The sequence below is a fragment of the Granulicella sp. dw_53 genome, from assembly GCF_018449545.1.
GTDB lineage: Bacteria > Acidobacteriota > Terriglobia > Terriglobales > Acidobacteriaceae > Edaphobacter.
On sequence record NZ_JAAVUR010000004.1, the window covers coordinates 312,563 to 338,198 of the forward strand.

The following is a 25,636-nucleotide window of genomic DNA, read 5'->3' on the forward strand; positions in this document are numbered from 1 at the left end:
ACTCAAGCGTTGGCCTGGTACGGCCGTGCCTTCTTCAGCTCTATATCTCTGACCGCCACAGAGCGTCAGATAGACCCGTACCCTTGTTGCAGGGAGACGAAAGATGCTTCTCCAATGCGCAACACGGCGCTGTCTGACGACTCAATAAGGTGTGACTGAAAGTACGAGCGCAATCAAAGCAGGTCGGCGGGTAATACAACCTAATTCAACCCAAACGTCCCATTCGTTCAACGAATACACGAATGCAACTGCTTACCTTCGACCATGAAGGGTGCTTCTATTGGCTCTTCGACAAGGAAGGATCGGTGCGGAACGTGAAAGAAAGATCTTCAACCATGAAGTCAGTCTTTCAGTTAGAAAAACATTAATATTACGTTTCCCAGATTCTCGGGTCTTTCAAGAGCTATGTCAAGCACTTTTTATCTGCGCACCGCAACAACGCTCAATATTCGTAATGCCAAACCACTTACGAGCCGTAATGGACCGCAAGCTCGGGTTATCATCTCTCAATGCGTTATAGAGAATCGTCTCGCAATTTCACTTCAGCCTCACGCCGTTCCCCGTCTCGAGCAGACGCACTGGTTGCAGACCGCGAAATCTGCAATACTGTGGCCTCATACCTCCGGTTTCGCACTCAAGGTGAGAGATCTGTCAGACTCGGACTATGATGCATCGCCATCTCTTTGCAACGCAGATCAGCAATGTAGCTGATTCGGCCTCGAAGCCGAACGTTGAGTATCTAAATTACTGCGTTACTTCTCCCCGGGGGAATCCATGTCCTTGATCCAGTTGCCGAACGCCGTCCACTTACCTAAAACCCGCCAACACTTCCGCGCCACCAAGATCACGCGAGCCGCACTCCTCGCCCTACTCGCCCTGTGCCCCTCACTGCACGCCGCGGATACGACACCTCTCACCGGAAAATACTCGCTCCAGGGTGGAAGTCCAAAGACCGAGGGACACCTCCGCGTCAGCTCCGCAGGCAAAGATCCCCTCACCCAGCATCTCGATCTCTGGATGACCACGCCGCCCTCCGCAACCCCCATCCGCAACTACGCCGTCGAGATGACCAAGAAGCTCCACGTCGTCATCGTCAGCTCTGACTTCGCTCGCTTCATGCACATCCATCCCACGCTCAGCCCCACCGGCCACTTCGTCATCGACCAGCAGTTCCCCGCCCCCGGCCTCTACTACGTCTACGCCGACGGCGAACCCAACAACCTCGATCACCAGGTCTTCCGCTTTGAGGTCGCGGTCAGCAACAGCGGCAGCCAAAAGCCCATCACACTCTCGCCTACCGGCCGCGAGGTCAACATCGGACCCTACACTGTGGACCTCAGCCAGGTAAAACTCAACGCCGGAGGCATGGACATGATCGACGTCCATATCCTCAAAGGAGACAAGCCCGCCACGGACCTCCACCCCTACCTCGGAGCCTCCGCCCACGCCGTCTTCCTCAATGGCAAAGACCTCTCCTACGTCCACGTCCATCCCATGTCGATGGGCGGAGCAGATATGGCGATGAGCGGAATGAACATGAAGGCCAGCGCGTATCTACCTGACAACGCCCCCTCCTCGCCCGACATGATGCTCCACATCTCCATCAAAGAGCCGGGCACCTATAAGATGTGGCTGCAGTTCCGCGGCGGCAGCCAGCTCTACGTAGCTCCGTTCGTCCTCACCGCACAATAACGTTCGCGTCCACATCTCCTCGGGACTAAAATTGATAGGTGCGCCTAAGCCGATGCTCGGCCCATCGCCCGGTCCAAAGCAGTTGACAGGAGATCCATGAATATTACGTTTGCAGACAAAGTCGCCCTCATCACAGGCGGTACAGGCGGACTCGGTAAAGCAGTCGCTCTGGCATTTCTGAACGCGGGCGCCAAGGTCGCCGTAACCTATCGCAACCAGGAAGGCTTCTCCGTTCTCAAGATCGCTGCTGGAGCGAACGCTTCGTCCCTCACCGGATTTCAGACCGACATAACCGACGCAACTGCCACCCAGCAGCTCATCGGCAAAGTAGTAGCTCAACACGACAGGCTCGATGTCCTGGTAAACGCTGTCGGCGGCTACGTAGGTGGCGTAAACGTATTGGACCTGACGCCCGAAACCTTCGATCAGATGCTAACGTTGAACCTGCGCTCAGGGTTTACCTTGGTCCGCGCAGCCCTGCCGCAGATGCTCAAACAAAAACACGGAGCCATCGTGAATGTCTCCGCGAAGGCCGCATTCGACCACGCCGCTGGGACCTCGGCGTACTCTGCATCGAAGGCCGCAGCGGTAGCCCTGATGGACTCACTCGCCGAGGAGCTGAAGGGCACCGGCGTTCGTGCCAACTCGATCCTTCCCAGAATCATCGACACGGCAACGAATCGAAAAGACATGCCGAACGCGACCTACTCCGACTGGCCCAGCCCCGAGGACGTCGCCCGGGTCATCCTGTTACTTTGCCACGAAGACGCCAAAGTAATTCACGGCGCGGCAATACCGGTATATGGCGATAGATAGATCAAGGTATCCATAAACAGTAAGAGCCCACCCACGAACACTCACGCAATAAAATCTAACTCTCTGACGCTTTGAATGCTCCTTCCCAGTTCAAGCCTCAATGAAAGTGATACCGACCGACCTAGACAGAGAAACGCTACCAGTTCAATCGAGTTGCATTTACTAAACCAGGCGATCGCGAAATAAGGACATCGGATGAAGAACATCACAGAACGACCGTCCACGGTAGCTGTTGCATTTTGCTCTGACCCGAACATGGAGCTCGCTCTCCACGTAGCTGCATCCTCCGTCCTACGCCACCTCTCCCCGGGCATCACTCCAAAGTTCTATCTCCTGCTCACCGATTTTTCCGCCGTCCAGGTGCGAAAATTGCACCTCACTCTTGACCGCCTCGACAAGCCCTACGAGCTCATCCTGCTTGAAACTCCAAACGTGGAGATCTTCCATAAACTTCGCCCATTCCATGGCAGCTTTGCTGCTTACTATCGCCTCTTGCTGCCGGACATGATGCCCGAGAGGCGCTTCCTCTATCTCGACCTGGACACCATCACCAACATCGATATCGCCCCACTTTTCTCAATCCACATGCAAGGCCATGCCTTGGGCTTTGTCGCCGACGGCTTTGTGAAATACGCACTGGAGCATCAATTCTTCCAATCGCTGGGCATGAATCCCGACGGTCCATCTTTCAACTCCGGCATCATGCTGGTGGATACGGATCAGTGGAAGCAGGACCATTGCTTCCAAAAAATTCTTGCTTTCTGCAACGCCCACCCGGATGCTCTCGTCGCCGCGGATCAGACTGCATTGAATGCACTCTACTGGGACGACTGCTTTCACCTGCATGGAGACTTCAACATCGAGCTCTCGACGGTGAGTCGTCAAAAAGAACTGAGAGCAGGCATATATCACTTCGTCGGTAGCCCCAAGCCATGGGATCTATTCGGCGGCCTGTTTCATCCCTATCACTCCCTGTGGAAAGAAGCGATGCGAAGAGTCGCCTTGAACGTATGGAAGAAGAACTCATACCTCAATCTAAGAAACTGGTGGCGACTGCCAAAAATATTAGGCGGCTACCGTCGAATTCTTAGACAGCGAAGCGAAATACGACGCACATTAGCCGCAGATAAATAATTCTCGTACTTACCCCGTCATGACGGAAAGAGCCTGGAGATTCCTTCGGAGACTTTCCGGTCTTCCCTCGGCGAGGAGTGCTTCCACGTCCGCGTGAGTCCTCTCCCAGACCGGCATGGCTGATGCAAGCAAAGTCTTCCCTTCCGACGTTAGTTCCAAGTTCCTGCCGCGCCGGTCCGATACGTCTGATGTGATCTTGACCAGACCACGGCGCACCAACCGCTTCAGCGCAGCGGTCAGTGTGGTGCGGTCCATCGCCAGCAGCTTGGCCACACCCGCCATGGGCGCCGGTTTGGGGCGATTGAGCGACATCAGGAGGGAGAATTGGCCGTTCGTCAGTTCCAGCGGCCGCAGTGCATCATCGAATCGCCGCGCCAGCGCTCTTGCTGCACGCTGCACATGCAGACAGAGGCAGCAGTCGCGAACCATCAAAGTCGTTTCAAAAGGAACGGTCTCAGCCCTTGACATCTCTTACAATATGTTGATATCAACATAAAAAGTCAAGACCGCCCATCGGGCCAAATCAGGGCATCGGCTGGAGGACTCTTATGTCGTTCGTTCCCGATTTGAGCATTGCAGTGCGCTCTCTGGCGAAAGCTCGCGCGCTGTGGATCACCGTTGCGATCACGTTGGCTCTGGGCATCGGCGCCAATGCGGCCATCTTCAGCGTAGTAAGGGCTGTGCTCCTCCGGCCTCTGGCGAATCGCGACGAAGACCGTTTGCTCTACCTGCGGCAGAGCGCTCCAGGCATAGGAGAAGCCAATACGACCTTCTCTGTCCCGGAGATTCAGGACCTCGGACGTGGGCTCAAGACCATTCAAGATCTCGGTACCTTCTCCGGGATAGATTTCAGCGTCGTAGGCCTTGGAACGCCGCGCGAGATTCACGCCGGTGTGGTGGATGGAAACTACTTTGAGGTAATGGGTCTGCGACCGGTCGTCGGCCGCCTCTTGACCCCTGCGGACGACGGTCCGAACGCATCTGGCGCGGTCGTGCTGACCTATCGCTTCTGGACCACGTCCCTGCACTCCGACCCCGCCGTGATCGGCAAGACCGTGCGGCTTGAGAGTGGCATGGGTGCACGGTCTGCGGTGATTGTCGGCGTTCTGGAACCGTCTGTTCCTTATCCAGTCGAGACGGAGCTGATCGCCAACCTCGTGACCAGCCCGCACCATATCTCGGCCACGATGATCACCGGCCGCGAACACCGGATGACGGAGGTGTTCGCACGGCTCGCGCCGGGCGCCACCTTGGACTCCGCACGCGCCGAGGTGCGCACGACCCACGCGGCCATGGTCTCTGCGCATCCAGAGATCTATAAATCCGCGAACCGCTTCAAGATCGACGTGACACGCATCCACGATCAGATCAACTCTCGCGCCCATACCATCTTGTGGGTTCTCTTCGCGGCTGCAGGTCTCCTGTTCGTCATCTCATGCTCGAACGTCGCCAATCTTGTGCTGGCGCGCAGCGTGCGCCGGGAATCGGAGCTGGCCATACGCTCAGCATTGGGCGCAAGCACAGCCGTGCTTCGCCGTTTGTTGCTGGCGGAGAGCCTGGTGCTCTGCGGAAGCGGCGCTTTGGCATCGCTGCTCATCGCCGCCCCTATGGTGTCTGTGTTGGCCCGCTATGCTTCGCGTTTCTCTGCCCGTACGGATGGCCTGAGGCTGGACTTCAGCCTCGTCTGGTTTGGAATCGCGCTGGCGTTGGTCGCCGCAGTAAGCCTGGCGTTTATCCCGAAGCTCCCCTCCGCGGATGCATCGAAGAGCTTCGCACGCGGCAGTGGCGGCCAGAGGGCTGTGAGTGGAAGCAGCCGGCGTCTTCGCCTCTTCGCCGTCACACAGATCACGGCGTCTTTTCTTCTGCTCATCGGGGCCGGTGCGTTGATGCGAGTTCTGTTCGTGCTCGAGAAAACTCCCCCGCCCTTCGATACGGCTAACGTTCTAGCTCTGAACCTACCCGTAATGATGTACGGACGTACGCCACAGCAGACGAACGATTTTTATCGCGAGGTACAGCGCCGCATCAGTACCTTGCCGGGAGTACAGCAGGTATCCGCAAGCTTCGCCGTGCCGTGGCGCGATGCACGGTCACTCGATATCAACTTCATGTTCGCTGTAGACGGAGCGAAGCGCAAGAACGGTCAGGACGACGTGCGCGGACGATTCCGCCCCATATCCCCTGGCTTCTTCGAGACGATTGGGATGCCCTTGCTTGAAGGACGTAACTTCAAGGACTCCGACCGGAGCAGTTCCGAGCGCGTAGTCATCATCAGCCAGAGCGTGGCAAAGACGCTCTTTCCAGAACAATCAGCGCTCAACCGGGACCTGCGATGGACGGACGGGGTGATTAAGTTTGTCGGCATCAGCGGCGAGCCGCGGCGAATCATCGGCGTCGTGCCGGACTTCGACGATGAAAACATCATTCCATCGCCCGCAATGGCGATCTATCAGCCAATCGAGCAGGATGGATGGAACGGCCGTCTCTTCGTACGTACGAATCATGATCCATACGCACTCGTTCCCCTGATCACCCGCACCATCCACGAGCTGGATGCAGATCAACCCGTCGAGCGGGCCAGCACACTCGCGGACATTCGCGCGGAGGTTTTAATACCCGACCGTCTGAACGCCATTGTCTTCGGCGGATTCGCTGGAGTGGCGCTGTTGATCTCGGTGGTCGGCGTGGCTGGCGTCCTCGCGTTCTCGGTGAGCGGGCGCACCCGCGAGTTCGGAATCCGCCTGGCTCTTGGGGCTCCGCCTCGCAGCATCCTCACCGATGTACTGCGGGAAGGGCTGGTGATGGCGAGCATCGGAGTAGGAACCGGCATCCTGCTTGCGGTCGTCCTCCCACGCGTAATCGGTACCTACATCGCCGAGGTGCAAACCCCAGGCGCACTGGCTTTCATCGCATCCGCCGCCGTCATCCTATCCGCGGCGGTGATCGCTTCCGCTGTGCCGGCGGCGCGCGCCTCCAGGGTAAATGCGGTCGAAGCGCTGCGCGCGGAGTAATCCGCCGCTCTGCGCCTTGGATTGTGGTCCGACAATCAGCCAAGTTCCGCGACAGCCAAAGCTTTTCTACTCGTGTTGACATCCGACCCAACGAGTGGCATTCTTTAGGTCGGATGCCTTCCCAAGCAAATCCCGACGACCGTATCGCTCTATTGCAGGGCACTCTGGACCTGCTCATCCTCAAAACTCTTGTGCTTGGGTCGTGTCATGGCCAGGGCGTGGCGCGGTCGATACAGCGCCAGTCGGAAGAGGTCTTCTTCGTCGACCACGGCTCGCTCTACCTGGCCCTGCAGCGCCTCGAGGACAAGAAATGGATCAGCGCCAAATGGGGCGTGAGCGAGAACAATCGCAAGGCACGCTTTTATTCGCTAACCGCCAAAGGCAGCGAGCAGCTTGTGCAGAAGACCAGCGAGTGGGAGCGGCTGACCAGGGCGATGGGATTGATTCTGGGCAGCACGAGAGCGAATAGCGAGGAGGCTTAGACATGTTCAAGCGCACGCGGAGCACAGATGATTTCGCTGAAGAGATCAAGGCGCATCTGGAACTCGAAGCTGAGGAGCTTCGGCGTGAGGGCTTGAGCGATGACGAAGCGCGCCGCAGGGCATATATCGCCTTCGGCAATGTAGGTGCGGCGCAGGAACGCTTCTATCTGAGAGACCGTATGGTGTGGTTCGACAATCGGATGCGCGACATCCGGTTCGCCATTCGTCAGCTTATAAAAAATCCTGGCTTCACCACCACGGCGATCCTTGTACTGGCTCTCGGCATAGGTGCCAGCGTGGCCACCTTTGGATTCGTGGATGCGGCTCTCCTCGAGACTCTCCCGTATACGAATCCCAGCCAGTTGATGTCAGTGAATGAAAGCAGCGATGAGTCGCCGCGCTGGCCGCTCTCCTACCCTGACTATCTTGACTGGCAGCGGATGAATCATTCCTTCAGCTCGCTCGATGTCTACAACAACACCGGCTACATCCTGAACACCTCCTCCGGCGCAGAACCTGTGCAAGCCGAACGCGTGAGCGGCGGCTTCTTCCAGACTCTCGGTGTCCAACCGATGCTCGGGCGTGACTTCTATCCGGGCGAGAACCGGCCGGGTGGCCCCAACGTCCTGCTTCTGAGTTATGGCGCCTGGCTCCATCGTTTTGGCGCGCGGAGCGACGCAGTCGGCCAGACAGTTGACCTCGACGATAGAGCCTTCACCGTCATCGGCGTTCTGCCTCGTGGGTTCTCCTTCGCCCCTGCCGGCAGCGCCGAGTTCTGGGTCCCGCTTAACAGCTTCAGCGATCACGAGAAGATGCGGGGCTTCTATACGTTCTGGGGGATTGGAAGACTCCGCCCCGGCGTCACCGCCCAGGCGGCGCTGGCTGAAATGAATCCCATCGCAAAACAACTTCAGCGGCAATATGGCATAACAGGTCTCGATCTGAGCGCGAATGTTGTTCCCCTCACGGAGGTCATCGTTGGCGATGTGCGGCCCATCCTTTTGACACTCTTAGGCGGCGCCATTCTGCTTTTGCTCATCGCTTATGTCAACGTCGGCAGCCTTGTGTTGGTGCGCTCGGAGAGCCGTCGACGCGAAGTGGCCATAAGAGGCGCATTGGGCGCGACACAAGCCCGCTTGGCGGAGCAGTTTGTGACCGAAGGGCTGCTGCTCGGTCTACTAGGCAGTCTGGCAGGCATGATGGTTGCCGCCGGAATCATGAAGCTCCTCGGCAGCCTCGTTCCGAAGGGCATGGCATCGAAGATGCCCTTCTTGGGAGACGTCGGCCTGAACCCGCACACCGTCGCATTCGGCGCAGCAGTCGCTACACTGGCAGTCCTGCTGCTGGCCGTCACGCCTACGTTGCGGTTGTCGTCTCTAAAGGTGCGTGAAGAAATGGCCGATGGCGACCGCGGCTCCGGCACCCGTCTCTGGCGCAGACTAGGAGCGAACCTGGTGGTGGTCGAACTGGTAATTGCGGTCGTGTTGTTGGCAGGAGCAGGTCTGCTGGGGCGCAGCCTCTATCGCCTGCTGCACGTACCTCTGGGCTTTGATCCAAACCACCTCGCAACGATGAGCGTCATGGCTCCCGGCACGACTTACAAAAACGACGAACAGGTCATCGGCCTTTACCGCGAAATTGTGGGTCGTCTCTCCAGCCTGCCGGGCCTGAAGACAGCGGGTTTGACCAGCATGCTTCCGGTTCAATGCAATTGTGCCACCGACCGGATTCACTTCCCGGGAAGACCGGACCACGGCGAACACAACGAGGTGGACGAGCGCCACGTAAGTCCCGGATACCTGCCCACGCTCAAGGCAGCGCTCCTGCGAGGACGATACTTCACCGAGGCAGATGATCCCTCTCATCCACGAGTGGCCGTCATCAATCAGGCGCTGGCGCGGAAGTACTTCCCGAACCAGGATCCGATCGGGCAGAGGATAGCCAACGACGAGTCCGGGCGTCCGTCCGTGTGGGAGATCGTCGGCGTCGTCGACGATGTTCGCGAGGGCCCCCTCGACGTCGAGAGCTGGCCGGCGGAGTACTTCCCCATCAATCAGACCCGCCAGAATGGTTTCAGTCTTGTAGTGCGCACCTCACAGGACGCGGGATCCATGCTGCCTGTACTGGTGAATACACTCCATCAAATCGATCCAAACCTCGCCATTTCGAACGAGACGACCATGACCGGGAAGATCGGCGCCACACAGGCGGCGTTGCTTCATCGGTCTTCGGCCTGGCTGGTGGGCGGATTTGCCGCAATCGCCTTGATACTCGGCGTGGTGGGCCTTTACGGTGTGATCGCCTACTCGGTAAGTCAGCGCACCCGCGAGATAGGCGTGCGCATGGCGCTCGGTGCCCAGCGGAGCTCTGTGTACACACTCGTAATGCGTCAGGCTGGATGGCTGACAGCAACTGGGCTGACAATCGGTCTTATCTGTTCCGTAGGATCATCGTTGCTCATACGCAGTCTGCTGTTCGGTGTAGAGGCATGGGACGCCCTAACCCTGAGCCTTGTGGCCCTCCTACTCGCGGCCGCGTCGATGACAGCCAGCTTCCTGCCCGCGCGTCGCGCAGCATCGGTAAATCCAGTAGAAGCCCTTCGCGCCGAGTAAGCCGGTGATTGAAACTGGGCATTTTCAGCGAGCACAAATCGCCGACTGACTAGCGTGGCTCGATGCGAATACAGCATTGCAGCGGGTAACGGTGACGGCGGAGTTGTTGAAAGAGGCGAACACATTCATTTCCGCGCTGAAGCGTAGCTAGCGGTATCACCCCACCGGCGATATCAACCAATCTATTGATTTTATTGGATTTACAATGGTCGGGCGGAGGGATTCACAATTAGCACAAATACCGGCTTTAATGAAGGGTTCTGCGGACATCACGATCCCGAGCTACCACGTTTCTTACCACGGTTTTAGCTTCAATACCCTTCGCCCAGAATTGAGCCTGGAGTACTTGTCTAATAAGAAGCCATAGGTTGCCGATACCAGATCAAAAATCGGAATACTTCGCGTTCTCATCATTTCTCCAAATCCGCGCACTATTGCGTCTTTCCGGCGGGTTCACCGGTGGCAGTAAAGCCAAGAGCGCGTAATTCAGGCCTTGCTTCTCGTTGGGAGCCCGACGCACGACCGACGGTGTCAATTAAATTAGTTGTCCGCCACCCCACCCCGTCCATTTTGGCATTGACGCACTAGCCCCATTGAAAAAAAATGCAAAAAAATATCTCAACGAATAGGCGCAACAATTTTGTTCAAAGACATAACGGACCGACTGTTGGAAAGTGCGTAGGGAAGGAGGCTAGTAGAGATATTGCTGGAACCCCGCGAACATCTCGCGGATCTCTGGTGGAGATCCGAGATCGAGAACGGCGTCGGAGATGGCATGGTATCGGAGAATGAGGAGGGAAGAGAGTTGGTCCTGGTCTAGTTCTTCAACGCCTTCAGTGATGTAGTGAGAGAGAACAAAATCCAGAAATGCCCGCTGTCTCTCCGGGAATGAAGCATGGATGGCGGGTCGAGCACGATCGGCACGTTCCTGACGGGTAATGCGGGGCAGTGCAAATGCGATGTACGCGAGCACATCATAGAGATCCGATTGCTCGGCGACGAGCAATCGTTGGATTTCGCCCAGCTGACTGCGGTCGAAGCCCTTGTCTTGAAGACTTCGGAGAAGCGCGCGACGCGTATCGGGCTTGCACCATATGGTCCGTAACCCATCTTCATCTTTGAAGAACTCAGGTAACGTGCCGAAAAGGGATTCAAGGAACTGGTTCGCTGAAATGGGTCTCCCCTCCGCACTCCAGAAGCTCGTCGCGGTCATGTGCTGAATCTCACGCGCTTTGCCGTCTGCGAGCCGAATGACCAACCATTCGCGACGTGGTGCCGGATCTTCTTCACCATCTCGCCGGTCACCGTCTGGTTGCGGAATTGGCGGCTGAGGTGGTCTCGACTCGGGATCTGGTTCAGGATCAAGCGGCTCACCGTCCCACTCGGGATCGTTGAACAGATGATGGGCGCGAACAAAGTCGTAGATGGTGAAAAATTCCTTGCCGTCGAAAAGACGAGTACCACGCCCGATGATCTGCTTGAACTCGATCATAGAGTTCACGGGGCGGAGCAGAACAATATTCCTGACGTTGCGGGCATCGACGCCGGTGGAGAGCTTTTGCGATGTCGTCAGGATCGTGGGAATGGTCTTTTCGTTGTCCTGGAACTCGCGTAGATACTGGTCGCCGAGGGCGCCATCGTTGGCTGTCACGCGACAGCAGTACATCGGGTCGGTGCTCGTCTTCTTCTGGTTGATGAGGTCACGGATCGCGGCGGCGTGGAGCTGCGTAGCGCAGAACACGATGGTCTTTTCCCGCTGGTCGATCCGCTCCATGAGCACAGAGACACGCTTCTCCTCGCGCTCCTTGATCTCAATGATGCGGTTGAAGTCGGACTCAGTGTAGCGACGGCCTTCCTCTACTTCGCCTTCAACGATGGTGTCATCCGGGGTGTACATATAGTCGTCGAGAGTGGTGGATACCTGAACGACTTTGAAGGGCGTAAGGAAGCCGTCGTTGATGCCTTCCTTCAGGGAGTAGATGTAGACCGGCTCTCCGAAGTAGGCGTAGGTGTCTACGTTGTCCCGGCGCTTCGGAGTGGCTGTGAGGCCAAGCTGCACTGCCGGGGCGAAGTAGTCGAGGATGCTGCGCCAGTTCGACTCGTCATTCGCGCCTCCGCGATGGCATTCGTCGATGATGATGAAGTCGAAGAAGTCGGGTGGATACTGGCCGAAGTAAGGCGCTGGCTGGCCATCCGGGCCGGTGCCGGACATGAAGGTCTGAAAGATCGTAAAGAAGATGCTTGCGTTTGTAGGAACTTTGCCAGACTTGCGAATCGAGTCCGGTGCGATACGGATGCGGGCATCGTCGGCAAACGAAGAGAATGAGTTGTAGGCCTGGTCGGCAAGGATGTTACGGTCAGCAAGGAAGAGAATGCGGGGCCGACGGGTAGGCTGGCGCGAGAGATTCCACTTCGCATGAAACAGCTTCCATGCAATTTGGAAGGCGATGGCGGTTTTGCCGGTCCCCGTGGCGAGAGTTAGCAGTATGCGCTGGCGTTCATCGGCGACTGCCTCAAGGACACGCTGGATGGCGGTGTCCTGATAGTAGCGAACGTCCCATGAGCCGGAGCGATCCTCGAAGGGAATCTGAGCGAAGCGTTCGCGCCATGCATTCGGCACGGCAAAGGTCGCGGCCCACAGTTCATCCGGCGTGGGGAAGTGGTCTACCAGACCCTCGGAAGTCGAGATGGCAACCGGGCCGTCGGGTTCATCTATGTTGGCTGGCTCTTGAACTGGCGTACTGCCCAAGTCCATGCGGTAGATCTTGTGGCCGTTCGTCGCGTAAGCGAAGCGGACTGCCATCTTCCCGGCATAGTGCTTGGCCTGGGCCACTCCCTCGGCTTCTGAGAGGTCTTCGCGCTTGGCCTCGATGACGGCGAGCTTGCGGTTTTGGTAAACGAGGATGTAGTCGGCTATATCGGGATCGGTGCGCCGTCCGGCTCCGATCAAACGTCCCTGGGTAATCTTGAACTCGCGCAGAATCCGTGAGCCAGCGATCACGCCCCAGCCGGCAGCGCGGAGTGCGGGATCGATCAACTCGGCTCGGGTTTCGGACTCGTTGCGCATTTGTTGCCTAAAGAGTACCGGAGAAGGCCTGTTGGAGGATTGATTGTTTCAACGCTTCAAGCGATTCAAGCTTCTGTAAATGGACGGCCTCAAGGCGCTGAACTTCCGCTCGGAATTCGTCTAGCATCGAAACGACCTGTTGCTGTTGTTTAAGGGATGGAACAGGAACTGAAACGCTTTTAGCAGAGCCGATGTTGAAGTGCTTCTGAGCGGAACCGACGAGGTTACCTAAAACCAAGCGTTTGCCGTGTGCGGAATTGAAGAAATGAGCCATATAAAACGGGTCCAATGCAGGCCCGGGTCGAACGATAACTAGATCGCTGCAATTAGAAATCGGCAAGTCAGACGGGATAACAGCGGCTGTACCAGGATAGCCGGTTCGGACAATCGCAAGGTCACCAGGACGCAGTTGAGATTTCTTCAGTGTGGCGTTGAAAGCGGCGTCGATATACACAACATTCTCAAGGGATATGCGAAAGGGCCGGATGTTCTGCGATCTGAGGAACGGTACGCCGTCATCTCGATATTCCTTAATCATCGAGCCAACGTGGCCTACTGTGATGTCGCTGCAGACATCATCAAGTCTCTGTTGCTTCCAACCATCGCCCCTCGCTGAAAAGACCTGTGCAACACGGCTCTCGAACAACGCAATAGAAACTGTCAGAACCCTATTAGCATTAGCCCTGGTTTTAGCAATTCCTTCGAATGTTTCATCGAGGATGGCGATAATGCGCTCCTGCTCCCTTTTGGATGGCAGAGGGATGGCAAGATTGCCGAGCTTGCTTGCGTTGAATCCGCCCTGAGCGCTTCCGACCGAGCCTTCAGCAATCACTCGCCAATACGTGGATGTCTGAAAATAATAGTTCACAAACTTGGGCAGGGCATTCTTTTCCAAGAGCCGGAGCCTAATAAGGTATGACGCAAATACTGCTTCAGGCGGGTCTAACACAAGGAAGCTTTTTCCCGTTGTTGCTCCGGTCCGAGAGAAGACGATGTCTCCGCTTAGGAGCGTGTAACGAGAGATTTTGTCCCTGTCTATGCTGCAATATGGAACCGTGCTCCAATTGACCCTGTCATCTTGAATGTCGGTGATCCTTAGGAAGCGCGGGCCGACAGGCTCCGTGGTGGCTGAATCGGTATAGCCATAAATGATCGAGCAAATCTCGCTGAGTCTGGCATTGCTCCAGCGATGATTAATAGCGACCCCTGAATGCTGCAGAGTCTCTTGAAGTTTAGGCATCCTGCTCACCGATCCATTCCTCCAGCTTCTGCTGCAACTCTTCTTTGCTCGGCAGATAAAGCTGGTACTCGCGGGCGTGGATGTTCGCATCCTTCGGAAGAGTGATCTCGACCAAGGCGGTGTTCTTTTTCTTGCAGAGGACGATGCCGATGGTGTGGTTTTCCTCCTTCGTCCTAACAAAGCGGTCGAAGTAGTTGACGTACATCTGCATCTGGCCGAGGTTCTGGTGGGTCAGCTTACCGATCTTAAGATCGATAAGCACATAGCAGCGCAGGAGCCGGTTATAGAGCACAAGGTCTACGAAGAAGTGCTCTTCGTCAAAGGTGAACCGCTTCTGCCGTGCTTCAAAGAGGAAGCCTTTGCCGAGCTCCAGCAGAAAATTCTCGATGTGGGTGACGATGGCCGATTCCAGCTTGGACTCGGAGTAGCTGGCCTTTTCCTGTAGGCCAAGAAACTCCAGAACGTAGGGCTCTTTGAGCAGGTCTTGCGGCTTTGCGACGTGCTGGCCCTTGCGTGCAAGCTCCCGGATCGAATCTTTGTCCCGGCTCAGAGCGAGGCGCTCGTAGAGACCGGCATTGAACTGGCGTTTCAACTCCCGCAGCGTCCATCCCTGCTGGGTAGCCTCAATCTCATAGAAGCTGCGCTCGGCCTCTTTCAGACCCATCAGGAAGACATAGTGCGACCAGCTCAGTGTAAAGGCGGCCTGCGGTTGAGTGCCGGGATCGAGCGATTGTCCAGACAGCGTCTGGACGATTGGGGATACTGGCAATTCCCCAGACAATGTCTGGGGAATCGCTCCCACTTTGAATTGTCCAGACGGTGTCTGGACAATTCGTGAAACCCGATCCGGGTAGGCAACGTAAAACTGGCGCATCGACGCAAGGTTAGTTCGTGAAAAGCCCGCGCCGAACTCCGCCGTCAGGCGGGCAGCAAGCTCGTTGAGAACTTCCTTGCCGTATTCGGCGCGATTAGCGCCTTGCTGCTCCTGTTCGAAGATTCGGCGCCCAATCTCATAGTTGGTATGAACCTGCAGCAGGTCAACGCCACGGGCGATGGTCTGACGGGCCGACAGGACCAGCGCACGGATATCCTCATACAGCGGAACTGGCTTTTTGAGTTTGCTCATAGCAGACCTCGAATGCCCTGGAGGATTTCCGCGCTTTCGAGGTCGAGGGCGGCGATCTCGTCCAGTATCTCCTGCGGGGAGCGATGGACGATCTCATCATTGCCGTTCGGGTTCTTGACGGAGAGGTCGAAGGTCTTTTTGTCGATGCCGCTTACATCAATCGACCATGACTGCGCCGAGTCAGCAAACGTCGCCTGTTGCGAGATGAAGTCGGCCAGATCGGCATCGTTTAGCGGATTCGTTTTGCCGAGATTGCGGCCAGGGTTCAGTTGATAGAACCAAACCTTGCGCGTTGCGGAGCCTTTGGTGAAGAACAGCACAACGGTTTTCACACCCGCGCCCTGGAACGTGCCGCCGGGACAGTCGAGGATCGTGTGCAGGTCGCACGATTCTAGGAGGAGCTTGCGGAGGGAGACGCTCGCATTATCCGTGTTCGAGAGAAATGTGTTCTTAATGACAATGCCAGCGCGTCCACCGGCGCGGAGCTTACGGATGAAGTGCTGAAGGAAGAGAAACGCCGTTTCAGATGTCTTGATGGGGAAGTTCTGCTGAACTTCGGTGCGCTCGCGACCGCCGAAGGGCGGATTCGCGAGGATGACATCGTGCCGATCCTTCTCCTGGATGTCGTTATTGTTCAGCTCCAGCGTGTTCGTATGGATGATGTTGGGAGCCTCGATGCCGTGGAGGATCATGTTCATCAACCCGATTACGTAGGCGAGCGGCTTTTTCTCCTGGCCATAAAAGGTGCTGGTTTGCAGCTTTTTGCGATTGGCGACGTTCTTAGCTTCCTTGTTGAGCCGCTCGAAGGACTCACAAAGGAACCCGGCAGAACCGAGAGCCCCGTCGTAGATAGTCTCCCCGATCCGGGGCTGGACGACAGTAAGCATGGCGCGGATGAGCGGACGGGGCGTGTAGTACTCGCCACCGTTGCGTCCGGCGTTGCCCATGGAGCGAATCTTGGCCTCATAAAGGTCTGAGAGCTCGTGCTTTTCGGTTTGGGAGTTGAAACGCAGGGTATCGACCAGTTCGATGACCTCGCGCAGGTTATAGCCGGACTGGAACTTGTTCTTGAGTTCGCCGAAGATCTCCCCGGTCTTGTACTCGATGGTGTCGGGACGGTCGGCCCTCTGCTTAAAGCCCCTGAGGTAGGGGAAGAGCTTCAGATCGACGAAATCACGCAAGTCATCGCCAATGAGGGCGCGGTTGTGGTCCAGGGACCCGCTAGAGGTAAGCGGAGTGGCCCAAGTGTGCCACCGGTAGGCTTTTTCAAGCAGAAAGGAGTGCGACTGGCCATGCAATTCAGCGATCTGAGCGCGATCCTGCTCCAGGGCGTCCAGGTATTTCAGGAAGAGCAGCCATGAGGTCTGCTCGATGTAATCCAATTCGGACGAAACACCAGCGTCTTTGCGTAAGATGTCATCAATCTTCTTAAATGCCTGTTCAAACATACTCGTAGCGGGGCCTTTACTTATGTATCTACCTATAGGATAAGCTGAGTTCCTTCGCAGCCACAAAATCGTAGTGGGATAACGGAGTTTTGCCTATTTATAGAAAATAGGTGCCCCGGAAAGCCGACTAAACCCAAAGAACGGTCACTCGTATTTGGAAGCCCGAGCGTTGTTGTTTACTGTATAACCGTCCGTCGCTGTGCTAGTGCTCGTGCCTCTTCTAACGCTAGCCCTCTTTCTTCCCGGGCGGAGTAGCAGTGTCAGTATTCGCACTGAGGTAGCGATTTAAGGTTAATTGGCATCGATGCCAATACATTCTCAAAGGCTAAGTTTAGCGGCAGACAGATGGTATCCGATATCCAACTACTAATGTCGCCCATCGGAAGTCAACTTCAATCATTTGGCTGCGAGCCTCGCTATTATCTGAGGGCTCTTCATGGAAATGCCAATCTTACTCGCCACAGTTAGGGCGGCGGATCTGTCAACATGAAACATTCGGAAATGGTTAGCCACCAAGTGGCGGAGTAAGATTCGTGCGAACCATTTTTTCTGAAAATCCTCATTTAGGGTCAAGATTTGACTCTTCGGAAAACTTAGACCGTGATCAAGCCCTATTGACAAGTCGATTAGATTGACAGCGGGGGTATTACCCAGGCCCTCTTTTACTTCATCGTAGGTCGGTTTAAGTTGGGATGATCCTACTGCAGCAGTAATATTTTTAAATAAGGAAACTACGATAATATCGAGGTATAGGACCACCACCCTATCCACTCGTTTATCTATAGCATCATCTTCGAACTCTCGTTCAGGAACGCTTCTTAGGCTTCCTCGAATCGCTCGCCGGAGGAACCCACGGAACTCGTCTTCGTTAGCCTCAATGCGGGAGATTATGGAACCAAGCACGCGCAATCCCAAACGATAGACCTCTGATGTAATTTCTACTTTGAGCTTACCTGGCATCGAACCAGGAAAATTACGTACAATTTGGCCCAAGATATCAATGCTTTTTATTGATCTAATAAATTGCGTATTTGGCCCTCTCTCGGGCTGTTCTTGGGATTCGTCTTCATGTTCCTCTCGGTCTCGTGCCCGGCGCTCTTCGTCTCGATTTTGTTCGGGCGTTGCATCAACAATTACTGCCTCTTTTGTGAGCATCTGTTGAACTGCCGGTGCAAGAAACGCGACGTGTGCTTCGGCGTCAAACATCGGAAAACCGGCAAATAAAGCTCGTGCGTCTGAGAGAAGCTTGGCGATTAGATCGGCGTCTCGTGTTAGATAAATGAGAAAGATGACTATGTTTGCATTTTCCTCATTTTCAATATTGTCCGCAATTTTGAGCATCGACGTTCTACTAGCGGCGGCATACTCCGGAGTTTTCATTTGGTCGGCAAGAAATCTGGCCATGAAGAAGTAATAAATATATTTATATCTGAAGGAATATTCGCCGTCTTGGTAGACCAATATGCTCGCCCGAAGTAACCGGTTCTTAATGTCAGATGCCTCAAATAGGGCTTTGTACTCTTGACCATATTGCACGAGAACAGCAGTGAATTCCGTAGCGCTCAAACCTGTTCTCGAATTTCTGTGAAGCTGCCAAGCGAATCTCCCTAAGACCGTGTAATAGACATCAACTTCGGTTGCTTGTTGACTCACTTCAGCAAGTGCCATGGTGATTAGCGAGTCGTAAAGATAACCGTAAGATCCATTGGCGTGATTTGACGTTTTTGTACTCTGATCTATCTGCAATAGAGATAGCAGAAAAAAGGGGAACGAGGGAAGAAGGCTACGACCTAATACGGTATTCAAAATAAGTTCGGCACGATGTACTTCATCATGAAGAGTCTCACTTGAAAGAGTTTTTTCCCTCCCGATCATCAGCCACTTCCTAATTAGCGACGCACGAAGAAGGTGACCAAACGGGGCGATGCGATAAGCCGCAAATTGCCCCTTATCAGCAAAAGAACCAGTGTAGATTTCCGCTTTATCTAACTTTAGGGTCGCTTCGGTTAGAAGGAGAATTCTACCGAAGCTACGACTCAGGTGCTCCAAAAGCTCCTTACGACCAACCTCATTCAGTTCGCTACTTTGCCATTTGTCAACTATTACCGCCCGGAGCGAACGATCTAGTTGGGAAAATTTCGCCAGCGACTTATCATCATATTGGGAACGAAATTCACGTTCCACTAACTTCCATAATTTCGCGATATTGAGATGAGAAGAATTTACTTCATCGCCTCCGAGAAATATGGGAACGATGCCATCTTTACCCTCGTAAAGTTGGAGAAATGCTCTCTTGGCTAGGGTCGTCTTCCCAGACCTTCCCTCACCGATGAGAATTGTAAGTTCCAATTCGGTAAGCAGCTCTTCAGGGGCTCTATCAATGTCATCATACGTTCCTAAGTTCTTATTGTGACTTCCAAAAACGTCTTGTAGTCGTGGAGGGACGTAGATATCTTCCAATCTTAGTTTTTTCTTGCGCGGATGCGTAAAACCAGTGCCCGGATCGTTAAGACTCTCTCGTGTTTGGTCCGCGAGTACGAATTGACGATGCAGTGCCCGTTGGCTATTTGCCTTTAGCCATACCTTGCGCTCACGTACAGAGTAATGATCAGTTAGCCAAATCAATTGAATAATTTCTTCTTCGCTCTTTTCAGTATCCGAAACGATGAGATTGAAACCACTCTCAGAGCCAAACTCGCCTTGAAGGGCGGCAGCTCTTACCTGTAGATATTTTTCTTCTTTCAGAGTTTCTTTGGCTTCGGCGTCCTCTTCGTGCTGATGCCCCAGTAGAACGAGATCAGATGTAGCAGCTAGAAAATGACGAGTTTCAACCGAATTGTTTGATTCCAGCCAGTTAGTTGGATGGTGCAGTACCGTGATGGAATAAACTTCATCTTCTGATGTGTTGCTCTCTCGGGTGAGGTGTATTGGTATGAAAAGTTTGCCCTGATCGCTTTCTGCTTTATTCATATGTCGTTGACATGCAATAGCGGTATTAAGGAGGGTCACTCTGACTGCTGTTTCGCCAAAAAAGAATTTGAACACCTGAACAGCACGATCGCTAAGTTTTCGCTGGGGCTGGTCGTCTGATAATGAGCTATTAAAAATTTCAAATTCACTTTGAACCGAGAGAAGATGCTCCAATGGTTTCTCTGTTCCGCTTAGTGATTTTATGTTTTGGCGAATAACGGGGAGGAGGATTTCCCTAGTAACGTTATCGGGATTTGTAAAATCGCAATCATGATTGCCTGGCACTGCAACCATTTTGAGTATGCAATTTGCTTTGCGTCGGTGTATTTCAGCCTTAAGTCCCGATGCGAATGCTGCAGCGAGATCGAATTCGGCCTTCTTACCTGAAAATGCAATGTCACCGCTGAACACTACTAACATGTGATCCCAATCTAGATCTGCCGCCGTGATTGCTTCCACGACTTTGGTTAGTCGATTCATGACGAATTTTTTTGTCGGCTGGAAATGTATGTCGCTGAGTTGCAATACCGCAAGACGCATTAACTTGCTCCTTAGCTACAAATGAGATAACGCTATTTCAGTAATTAATGGAAGTTGACGAACAGCCTTCCCTGTTACGCACACCTGATGCGAGGTCTGGACACACAAAACCAGAAGTGAGAAGCAATGACGCAGTCAAATTGAGTGGGAAGTTTGACGATTCAGACTAAATTCAAATGCACGATTGCGCAAGAACGTTTTGGGCGGTCGTCATTTCGGACCACACTCCCGAATCATAGCTGGACAGAGGACAGATACTTTGGCCAAGCGTGAGCTTCAAACTATTGCTGGTCTTTTTACGGATGCGTATCCGGTTCGCCCGCCTCTTTTTCAAGTCGATGAGCGATTTCGCTGTCTACCAAGTCGGCAAGGCATTGAGCACCAAGGAAGCAAGCGAACTATTCAGATCAGAGTAAGCGGGCACCCTTCCTTAAGGCCACCGTCGCTATCGCTTGCTCAATGAGTCAATGAGATGGCTTAGACAAAATGTCGATACACCCTAATGCAAAGAGGGTATCTCATTCAATAGGTTCGGAGTGCTATAGAAGTAAGCATGAAGCGGAATTAACAACGTTGAATACTGATACGAAAACGACATGGATGCGCCTGGTTCAGTCAGCACAATCAGGGCCGCACGCCACGTAGTCTGGCAAAGACAAGTGGGTGCGCGTAGTACTTGCGAATGAATGCATTGCAAGAGATAGGCGCAAAATTGGCGCAAAACAAATGCTCCGAAGAGTCATGCGGACGGTAAGGCGCTCTGTTTGGTCGTGAGCATCTGAAGATTCATCTTACGATTGTCGAGTTGGTTCCCGTTGATACAACGGACCTGCGTATAGCGATGCCCAACGCGCATCACAAGACGCGACATTTGACGTGGTTTGCCATCAATCAATGCGACAGCACGAACGTTTAAATATCCACGCCGGGTCCAGGCATGCCAGTCGTAACATGACAACCACTCGTAATCTTCTTCATCCACCATTGCTAAGAAGGCCCTTCTCACTGAAATCAGAGAAATTAACCTCGCCCCTTCCGGGCAACTTGCTTTACGCAAGGCTTCGGCATACTCCTCTTTTCTCAATTTGCAGTGAGCTGTCCAGATATCTTCGGCTCTAAGCGCGGGTATAAGAGGCAGGGCAATCGGTTCCACCTGTTGACTCCCCCAAACCCTAAATCGGCCATTCTTTAGGCGAATTACGCGTCCGACACATTCGGTATTCCGCGTTGCATGCGTCAGCATAGAAGGTTCTTGATGTGTTGGTACTTTCCGACGCCTTCAAAATCCTCGCGCAATATTAAGCCAGAAACCAAATTGTTGATAACGATAAACCCCGAGTCTTGAAGTAAGCGATGGAACGTCTCGCGAGGGCATGGGACGTCTTCGTGCGAAAGCTCCCAGTCGCAGTATGCTCGGTGGAGGCTGATAACACCACTAAAGCATCGCGGGTGACGCACGCAGGCTGACTCCAACCATTGGACAACGGACTCTCGAAATGCGGTCGGATCGTGCGGGAAGTCGTGGTCTGATATGGAAATCACTCCCGAACGCCGGAAGCTATCACTGCCAAAACTGCCAGAAAGATGTTTTGGCAGTTTTGGCAGTGGTGGATCGATATTGTTCTCAATTTTTGAGGGGGCCTTCCAGTCCCGCCAGCGTCTACTTGCCAGCATGTGCCACCTCGATTCTCGGGTTCCGCAAATATACCTCCGAAGGTCGCCCCACTGAGCATGTCTCACCACGATCAAGGGCTCGCACCCAGCCACATTCTTCCAGCACTTGTAACGCTTTCCGAATCGTAATTGCTGAATCAAGTCCGGTCCATTTGTTCCGGTAGACCTCGCGGAGTGTAAACGAATCTTCCCCTCTCTTCCACCCCTTCGCCAGTTTACGGCTGAGAGCAATTGCTGCGTGGTGCTCTGGTTTGGCCTGCGACGCGTATACACGGTGGGCGTGGGTCTCTAGATAGTCGCACCAATCACAGGCGCGTTGAGCGTGTTCAAGAAGAACATTTTTTGTCGCCCCATCAGCTATAGCCAGCAACAAGGCAAGCGAGGGCATCAGACTCCGGTACTTGGCAAGATGGGCTTGCATCGCAGGAGATAGCTCGTCCCCACGGATGCGTTGCTCCAGTTCAGTAAACCATTGCTCAAATAGGAGTTGTGCTTCTCCATCGAATTGCAACCGGAGCGGATTTCGCTCATCCAACGCCGCCACACGTCGATAGACTGATTCAGCGCTCTCCATTGCGGCAGAGTCCGGGATGCGATCGATATACTTCCATTCTGGCTGCAGGTCCGGCCAGACTAACAGTTGAAAGCGTTGCATCAGTCCGTCGTTCGACGGACCATCCTGCAAGGCATCGGCAAGATAGGCGCGCAACCTTGCGGGCTGGATTCCGCCGAATAGGGAAATACAGGTGTGGGCTACATGTATGCTGCCGCGCCCGATTCGATCAATCGTGAAGGCTGAATCTCCGTTCCAGCACTCCAGATAAAATGAACGCTCCCCCTCGCGTCCTTGTCGTTCGAGCCCTGCCAACCATCCAGTCAGCTCATCGCGAAGCACGAAGATTCCAGCAGGATTCTCCGATTGCAGGTCTTGCAAGCTCTCAAAAGTCGCATCGCTGGTGATGAGACGCCGGAGAGCGGGTGGTTCTAGCATCAGTTCTGGCTTGCTAGGCCGTGGCGTAGCTTTCTTGATTGCGGTCTGGTTCAATGCCCGCCATGCCTTGACTTCTTCTTCATGTAATTCGTTTGCAACACGATAGCTGCTTTCAGCCATCCGGTGCTCCTCTCGCCATTCAGCCTCTATCATGCGGGCGGGTCGCGTGATACTAGAGATCACCGGAGACTTCATCATTCCCGGTGGAGCGATGATGCCACCCCACAGATTCGGTACTACAGTCCAGGTGTTATCGTCACGTTTAGGTTGTATAATGGCCCGCCGATTCGTTAAGCCTGCCAGAGTTTCAATTGCCACTACGGCGGGGAAATCCATAGGTACCTGCATTCGTTCGGCCACATCCTTCACCACCGGACGCAGGGACGTTGGCATCAGATCCAGATCGAATCGTGCAACATCCGGCAACGATTCGGCCAAACGTTCAGGTTCGGGCCAATCGCTGAATCCCTTGAATATGTGCTGTCCGGCGATGATGCGCTCCGCATCAGCACTGAGCTTCTCTAGAGAGTCCAGCGTGTACCCATCTGGCAGAAAGGCTTCGCTCATCGCAGACCTTCTGAAAGAATGGGTTCAATGGAGCGGAGCTGCTCGACACTTCGGTGAAAGAGTTGGGCCAATAATTCCATTCCGTGAGCGTCATCCGCCTCGTGAGCAAGCCTTTCTCCGAGGGCATCGCTTGCCTTCCACAGGCGGCGATAGAGATCCGCGAGCTGGATCCGTTCGAGGCGAAACGCCGTTGCTTCAATCGCCCGTTGTCCACGTTCCCGAGCGAAGTTGCAAGCTTGCTCTGGCGATGGAGGCGGTCCATCGAACAAATCCTTCATGCCGAGTCCAGTAGCCTCCAGAACAGCACCTAGAGCGCATCCCGCGAAACAATACACCAGAATGCGCCCTCCCTCTCCTACACCGATGGAGAGGGACGCAGAATGATCTTCGTGTGCGGGGCATCTTGCCATCCACTTGCCTGCGCCCGTGCGGCGAGCGCGCAGCATATCGGCAAGTGCAGCGGCGGTCATCGTGTCACCCCATCTGCACTAGAGCTAATACGAGATGCTTTCACACGATCACTAATCCATTCCTGTACCTCGGCATCGATCCACGCGACAGCACGCGCACCGAGATTCACAGGGGCAGGAAATTCACCGAGCGAAATCTTCGCGTAGATAGACGAACGGGAGAGACCAGTTCGTTGTTTGACTTGAGGCAGTCTGAGGAAAGAGGTGAGATTTTCGGGTATTGCAGACATGGACCCTCCAACACAGTTCAGTAAATTCTGAACATCTGTTGTCGGGCCCGACCAGTCCTATGGTGGGGGGGGGCGGGAATCCTACACGTTGAGTTTGCGGTCACTTTCGGAGCCCCGACCAGTCCCAGGTTGATGTGGGAGAGCCTAGCATTCGACGTGCCGGTACATCTCAGTGGAGTTTGATGGTTGTCCTTGTATTTGTCAAGATCTTTCCATCGCGGGAAGAATACAAGGCATGTAGGCGGAGATCGTGACACAAGAAGACAGATACAGTGATCAGAAGATTGCTCGATTTGGTCTGAACCGACAGACTAAGTAAAACCACTATGCCGCAGTCGCGGACATCGATATTAGCTTCGCTCCTACTGCGATTGAATCGAGATAGTCCCCCCAATACTGCATCATGCGTTTCCGCTCTGGCAGATATTCGGCGCGGTTGTATGCACCCCTGACCTCATTGCGTTCGCAGTGGGCGAGCTGGCGTTCGATTACATCCGGCTTGAAGTGGCCAGATTCATTGAGAATTGTTGAGGCCACAGCACGAAAGCCGTGACCTGTCATCTTCCCCTTGTATCCCAGCCGATAGAGCGCGAACAACATGGTGTTGTTGCTGATCGTCTTATTGCCGTTTCTACCGGGGAAGACATACCGGCTGCCACCGGCGATCGCCCTGAGTTCGGGCAAGATACTAAGTGCCTGCCCAGAAAGCGGAACCAGATGTTCGGTCTTCATCTTCATGCGACCAGCAGGAATACTCCAGAGCGCCTGATCTAGGTCGAACTCGGCCCATTCCGCGCCGATCAACTCATTGGTGCGGACAAAGGTTTGCGCCAACAATTGCAGCGCGAGGCGAGTTTGCTTGCCACCAATTTCATCGTACCTGGCAATCGCATTGAGCAAGTCAGGTAGTTCCTCAGTGCGGACGGCTGCTTGATGCTGCTTGACATGCGGAGTCAAAGCGCCGCGAAGATCGGCGGTGAGATTACGGGTACAACGTCCGGTGGCGATACCGTATCGAAATACCTGTCCGCATACCTGGAGAACCCGGTGGGCCAAATCGTAGGAACCACGGTCTTCAATCTTCCGAATAGCCTGCAACAACTCAGGTGCTTCTATCTGGTCGAGCGGACGCTTGCCGAGCAAGGGAAAGATATTTGCTTCGAGACGGCGCTTGACGTCGATGGCATGGTGCGGGACCCAAATATGCTGTTGTTTGCTAAACCACTCCAGGGCGACGGCCTCAAAAGAGTTCTCTGCGGACAGCTTCTTACGCAGGTTGGTCGCTTTACGCTCAGCAGATGGGTCTAGATTCGCGTCCAGTTGCTTGCGTAGCTCGTCCCGTCTCTTCCGCGCATCGCTCAGAGATACTTTTGGATAGACACCGATGGAGAGGGATTTCTCCTTGGTAGCCTGCCAATAGCGCATCCGCCAGTATTTCCTACCATCAAGATAGACCCAAAGATAGAGACCGTCTCCATCATGGAACTTCCGGATTGCCAAACCCTTACTGCTGGCGTTCTTACATTCGACTGCCGATAGCAGATTTGTGGCCACCGTGGTAACTCC

Annotated in this window: 17 protein-coding genes; 6 read left to right on the plus strand and 11 right to left on the minus strand. The window is 54.5% G+C overall.

Going from position 1 to position 25,636, the window contains the following annotated elements:
* Positions 1 to 774: 774 nt before the first annotated feature.
* The 3 genes from HB393_RS08715 (at position 775) to HB393_RS08725 (ending at position 3,642) form a co-directional block, all read left to right on the plus strand.
* Positions 775 to 1,692, plus strand: a complete 918-nt coding sequence (locus HB393_RS08715) for a hypothetical protein (RefSeq protein WP_213804768.1) — start codon at positions 775 to 777, stop codon at positions 1,690 to 1,692.
* A gap of 96 nt (positions 1,693 to 1,788) precedes the next feature.
* On the plus strand, positions 1,789 to 2,508 hold the full coding sequence (locus tag HB393_RS08720; protein ID WP_213804769.1) for an SDR family NAD(P)-dependent oxidoreductase: 720 nt from the start codon (positions 1,789 to 1,791) through the stop codon (positions 2,506 to 2,508).
* Positions 2,509 to 2,703: 195 nt separating this feature from the next.
* On the plus strand, positions 2,704 to 3,642 hold the full coding sequence (locus HB393_RS08725) for a glycosyltransferase family 8 protein (protein WP_213804770.1): 939 nt from the start codon (positions 2,704 to 2,706) through the stop codon (positions 3,640 to 3,642).
* 9 nt (positions 3,643 to 3,651) lie between these two features.
* Here the strand turns inward: HB393_RS08725 and HB393_RS08730 are convergent, their stop codons facing one another.
* The gene (locus tag HB393_RS08730) at positions 3,652 to 4,071 is read right to left on the minus strand and encodes a MarR family transcriptional regulator (RefSeq protein ID WP_255550920.1); all 420 of its coding nucleotides are present in this window, start codon (positions 4,069 to 4,071) and stop codon (positions 3,652 to 3,654) included.
* Between the two features lie 119 nt (positions 4,072 to 4,190).
* Here HB393_RS08730 and HB393_RS08735 point away from each other — a divergent pair, with 119 nt between their 5' ends.
* The 3 genes from HB393_RS08735 to HB393_RS08745 all read left to right on the plus strand — a co-directional run bounded on the left by HB393_RS08735 (position 4,191) and on the right by HB393_RS08745 (position 9,747).
* Positions 4,191 to 6,653, plus strand: coding sequence for an ABC transporter permease (locus tag HB393_RS08735; protein WP_213804771.1), 2,463 nt, complete (start codon positions 4,191 to 4,193; stop codon positions 6,651 to 6,653).
* Positions 6,654 to 6,766: 113 nt separating this feature from the next.
* Positions 6,767 to 7,135 (plus strand): PadR family transcriptional regulator, encoded by a 369-nt coding sequence (locus HB393_RS08740; protein WP_213804772.1) that lies wholly within the window; start codon positions 6,767 to 6,769, stop codon positions 7,133 to 7,135.
* Between the two features lie 2 nt (positions 7,136 to 7,137).
* On the plus strand, positions 7,138 to 9,747 hold the full coding sequence (locus HB393_RS08745; RefSeq protein ID WP_213804773.1) for an ABC transporter permease: 2,610 nt from the start codon (positions 7,138 to 7,140) through the stop codon (positions 9,745 to 9,747).
* Between the two features lie 691 nt (positions 9,748 to 10,438).
* Here the strand turns inward: HB393_RS08745 and HB393_RS08750 are convergent.
* The 10 genes from HB393_RS08750 to HB393_RS08795 all read right to left on the minus strand — a co-directional run bounded on the left by HB393_RS08750 (position 10,439) and on the right by HB393_RS08795 (position 25,624).
* Positions 10,439 to 12,814, minus strand: coding sequence for a type I restriction endonuclease subunit R (locus tag HB393_RS08750; protein ID WP_213804774.1), 2,376 nt, complete (start codon positions 12,812 to 12,814; stop codon positions 10,439 to 10,441).
* A 7-nt stretch (positions 12,815 to 12,821) separates the two neighbouring features.
* Positions 12,822 to 14,054, minus strand: a complete 1,233-nt coding sequence (locus HB393_RS08755; protein ID WP_213804775.1) for a restriction endonuclease subunit S — start codon at positions 14,052 to 14,054, stop codon at positions 12,822 to 12,824.
* Positions 14,047 to 15,180, minus strand: a complete 1,134-nt coding sequence (locus HB393_RS08760) for a PDDEXK nuclease domain-containing protein (RefSeq protein WP_213804776.1) — start codon at positions 15,178 to 15,180, stop codon at positions 14,047 to 14,049. The genes HB393_RS08755 and HB393_RS08760 overlap by 8 nt, the downstream gene beginning before the upstream one ends.
* Complete coding sequence (locus tag HB393_RS08765) at positions 15,177 to 16,628, minus strand: N-6 DNA methylase (protein ID WP_213804777.1); 1,452 nt, start codon at positions 16,626 to 16,628, stop codon at positions 15,177 to 15,179. The genes HB393_RS08760 and HB393_RS08765 overlap by 4 nt, the downstream gene beginning before the upstream one ends.
* 396 nt (positions 16,629 to 17,024) lie before the next feature.
* Positions 17,025 to 20,138, minus strand: coding sequence for a metallophosphoesterase (locus tag HB393_RS08770; protein ID WP_213804778.1), 3,114 nt, complete (start codon positions 20,136 to 20,138; stop codon positions 17,025 to 17,027).
* A gap of 739 nt (positions 20,139 to 20,877) precedes the next feature.
* Positions 20,878 to 21,291 (minus strand): hypothetical protein, encoded by a 414-nt coding sequence (locus HB393_RS08775; RefSeq protein WP_213804779.1) that lies wholly within the window; start codon positions 21,289 to 21,291, stop codon positions 20,878 to 20,880.
* Positions 21,292 to 21,798: 507 nt separating this feature from the next.
* Entirely contained in the window at positions 21,799 to 23,370 is a 1,572-nt protein-coding gene (locus HB393_RS08780; RefSeq protein WP_213804780.1) for a YfjI family protein, read from the minus strand.
* Positions 23,367 to 23,840 carry a hypothetical protein gene (locus HB393_RS08785; RefSeq protein ID WP_213804781.1) on the minus strand — a complete coding sequence of 158 codons (474 nt, stop codon included), beginning with the start codon at positions 23,838 to 23,840 and terminating at the stop codon, positions 23,367 to 23,369. Before HB393_RS08785 ends, HB393_RS08780 begins: the two co-directional genes overlap by 4 nt.
* Entirely contained in the window at positions 23,837 to 24,070 is a 234-nt protein-coding gene (locus HB393_RS08790) for an AlpA family transcriptional regulator (protein ID WP_213804782.1), read from the minus strand. Before HB393_RS08790 ends, HB393_RS08785 begins: the two co-directional genes overlap by 4 nt.
* A 324-nt stretch (positions 24,071 to 24,394) precedes the next feature.
* Positions 24,395 to 25,624, minus strand: a complete 1,230-nt coding sequence (locus HB393_RS08795; protein ID WP_213804783.1) for an integrase arm-type DNA-binding domain-containing protein — start codon at positions 25,622 to 25,624, stop codon at positions 24,395 to 24,397.
* Positions 25,625 to 25,636: the final 12 nt, after the last annotated feature.

Coding starts and splice junctions, on each gene's coding strand:
- HB393_RS08785 (WP_213804781.1), bottom strand. CDS start 23,840: ATGACCGCCGCTGCACTTGCCGATATGCTGCGCGCTCGCCGCACGGGC.
- HB393_RS08745 (WP_213804773.1), top strand. CDS start 7,138: ATGTTCAAGCGCACGCGGAGCACAGATGATTTCGCTGAAGAGATCAAG.
- HB393_RS08720 (WP_213804769.1), top strand. CDS start 1,789: ATGAATATTACGTTTGCAGACAAAGTCGCCCTCATCACAGGCGGTACA.
- HB393_RS08715 (WP_213804768.1), top strand. CDS start 775: ATGTCCTTGATCCAGTTGCCGAACGCCGTCCACTTACCTAAAACCCGC.
- HB393_RS08725 (WP_213804770.1), top strand. CDS start 2,704: ATGAAGAACATCACAGAACGACCGTCCACGGTAGCTGTTGCATTTTGC.
- HB393_RS08765 (WP_213804777.1), bottom strand. CDS start 16,628: ATGTTTGAACAGGCATTTAAGAAGATTGATGACATCTTACGCAAAGAC.
- HB393_RS08730 (WP_255550920.1), bottom strand. CDS start 4,071: ATGGTTCGCGACTGCTGCCTCTGTCTGCATGTGCAGCGTGCAGCAAGA.
- HB393_RS08735 (WP_213804771.1), top strand. CDS start 4,191: ATGTCGTTCGTTCCCGATTTGAGCATTGCAGTGCGCTCTCTGGCGAAA.
- HB393_RS08770 (WP_213804778.1), bottom strand. CDS start 20,138: ATGCGTCTTGCGGTATTGCAACTCAGCGACATACATTTCCAGCCGACA.
- HB393_RS08755 (WP_213804775.1), bottom strand. CDS start 14,054: ATGCCTAAACTTCAAGAGACTCTGCAGCATTCAGGGGTCGCTATTAAT.
- HB393_RS08740 (WP_213804772.1), top strand. CDS start 6,767: ATGCCTTCCCAAGCAAATCCCGACGACCGTATCGCTCTATTGCAGGGC.
- HB393_RS08790 (WP_213804782.1), bottom strand. CDS start 24,070: ATGTCTGCAATACCCGAAAATCTCACCTCTTTCCTCAGACTGCCTCAA.
- HB393_RS08750 (WP_213804774.1), bottom strand. CDS start 12,814: ATGCGCAACGAGTCCGAAACCCGAGCCGAGTTGATCGATCCCGCACTC.
- HB393_RS08780 (WP_213804780.1), bottom strand. CDS start 23,370: ATGAGCGAAGCCTTTCTGCCAGATGGGTACACGCTGGACTCTCTAGAG.
- HB393_RS08760 (WP_213804776.1), bottom strand. CDS start 15,180: ATGAGCAAACTCAAAAAGCCAGTTCCGCTGTATGAGGATATCCGTGCG.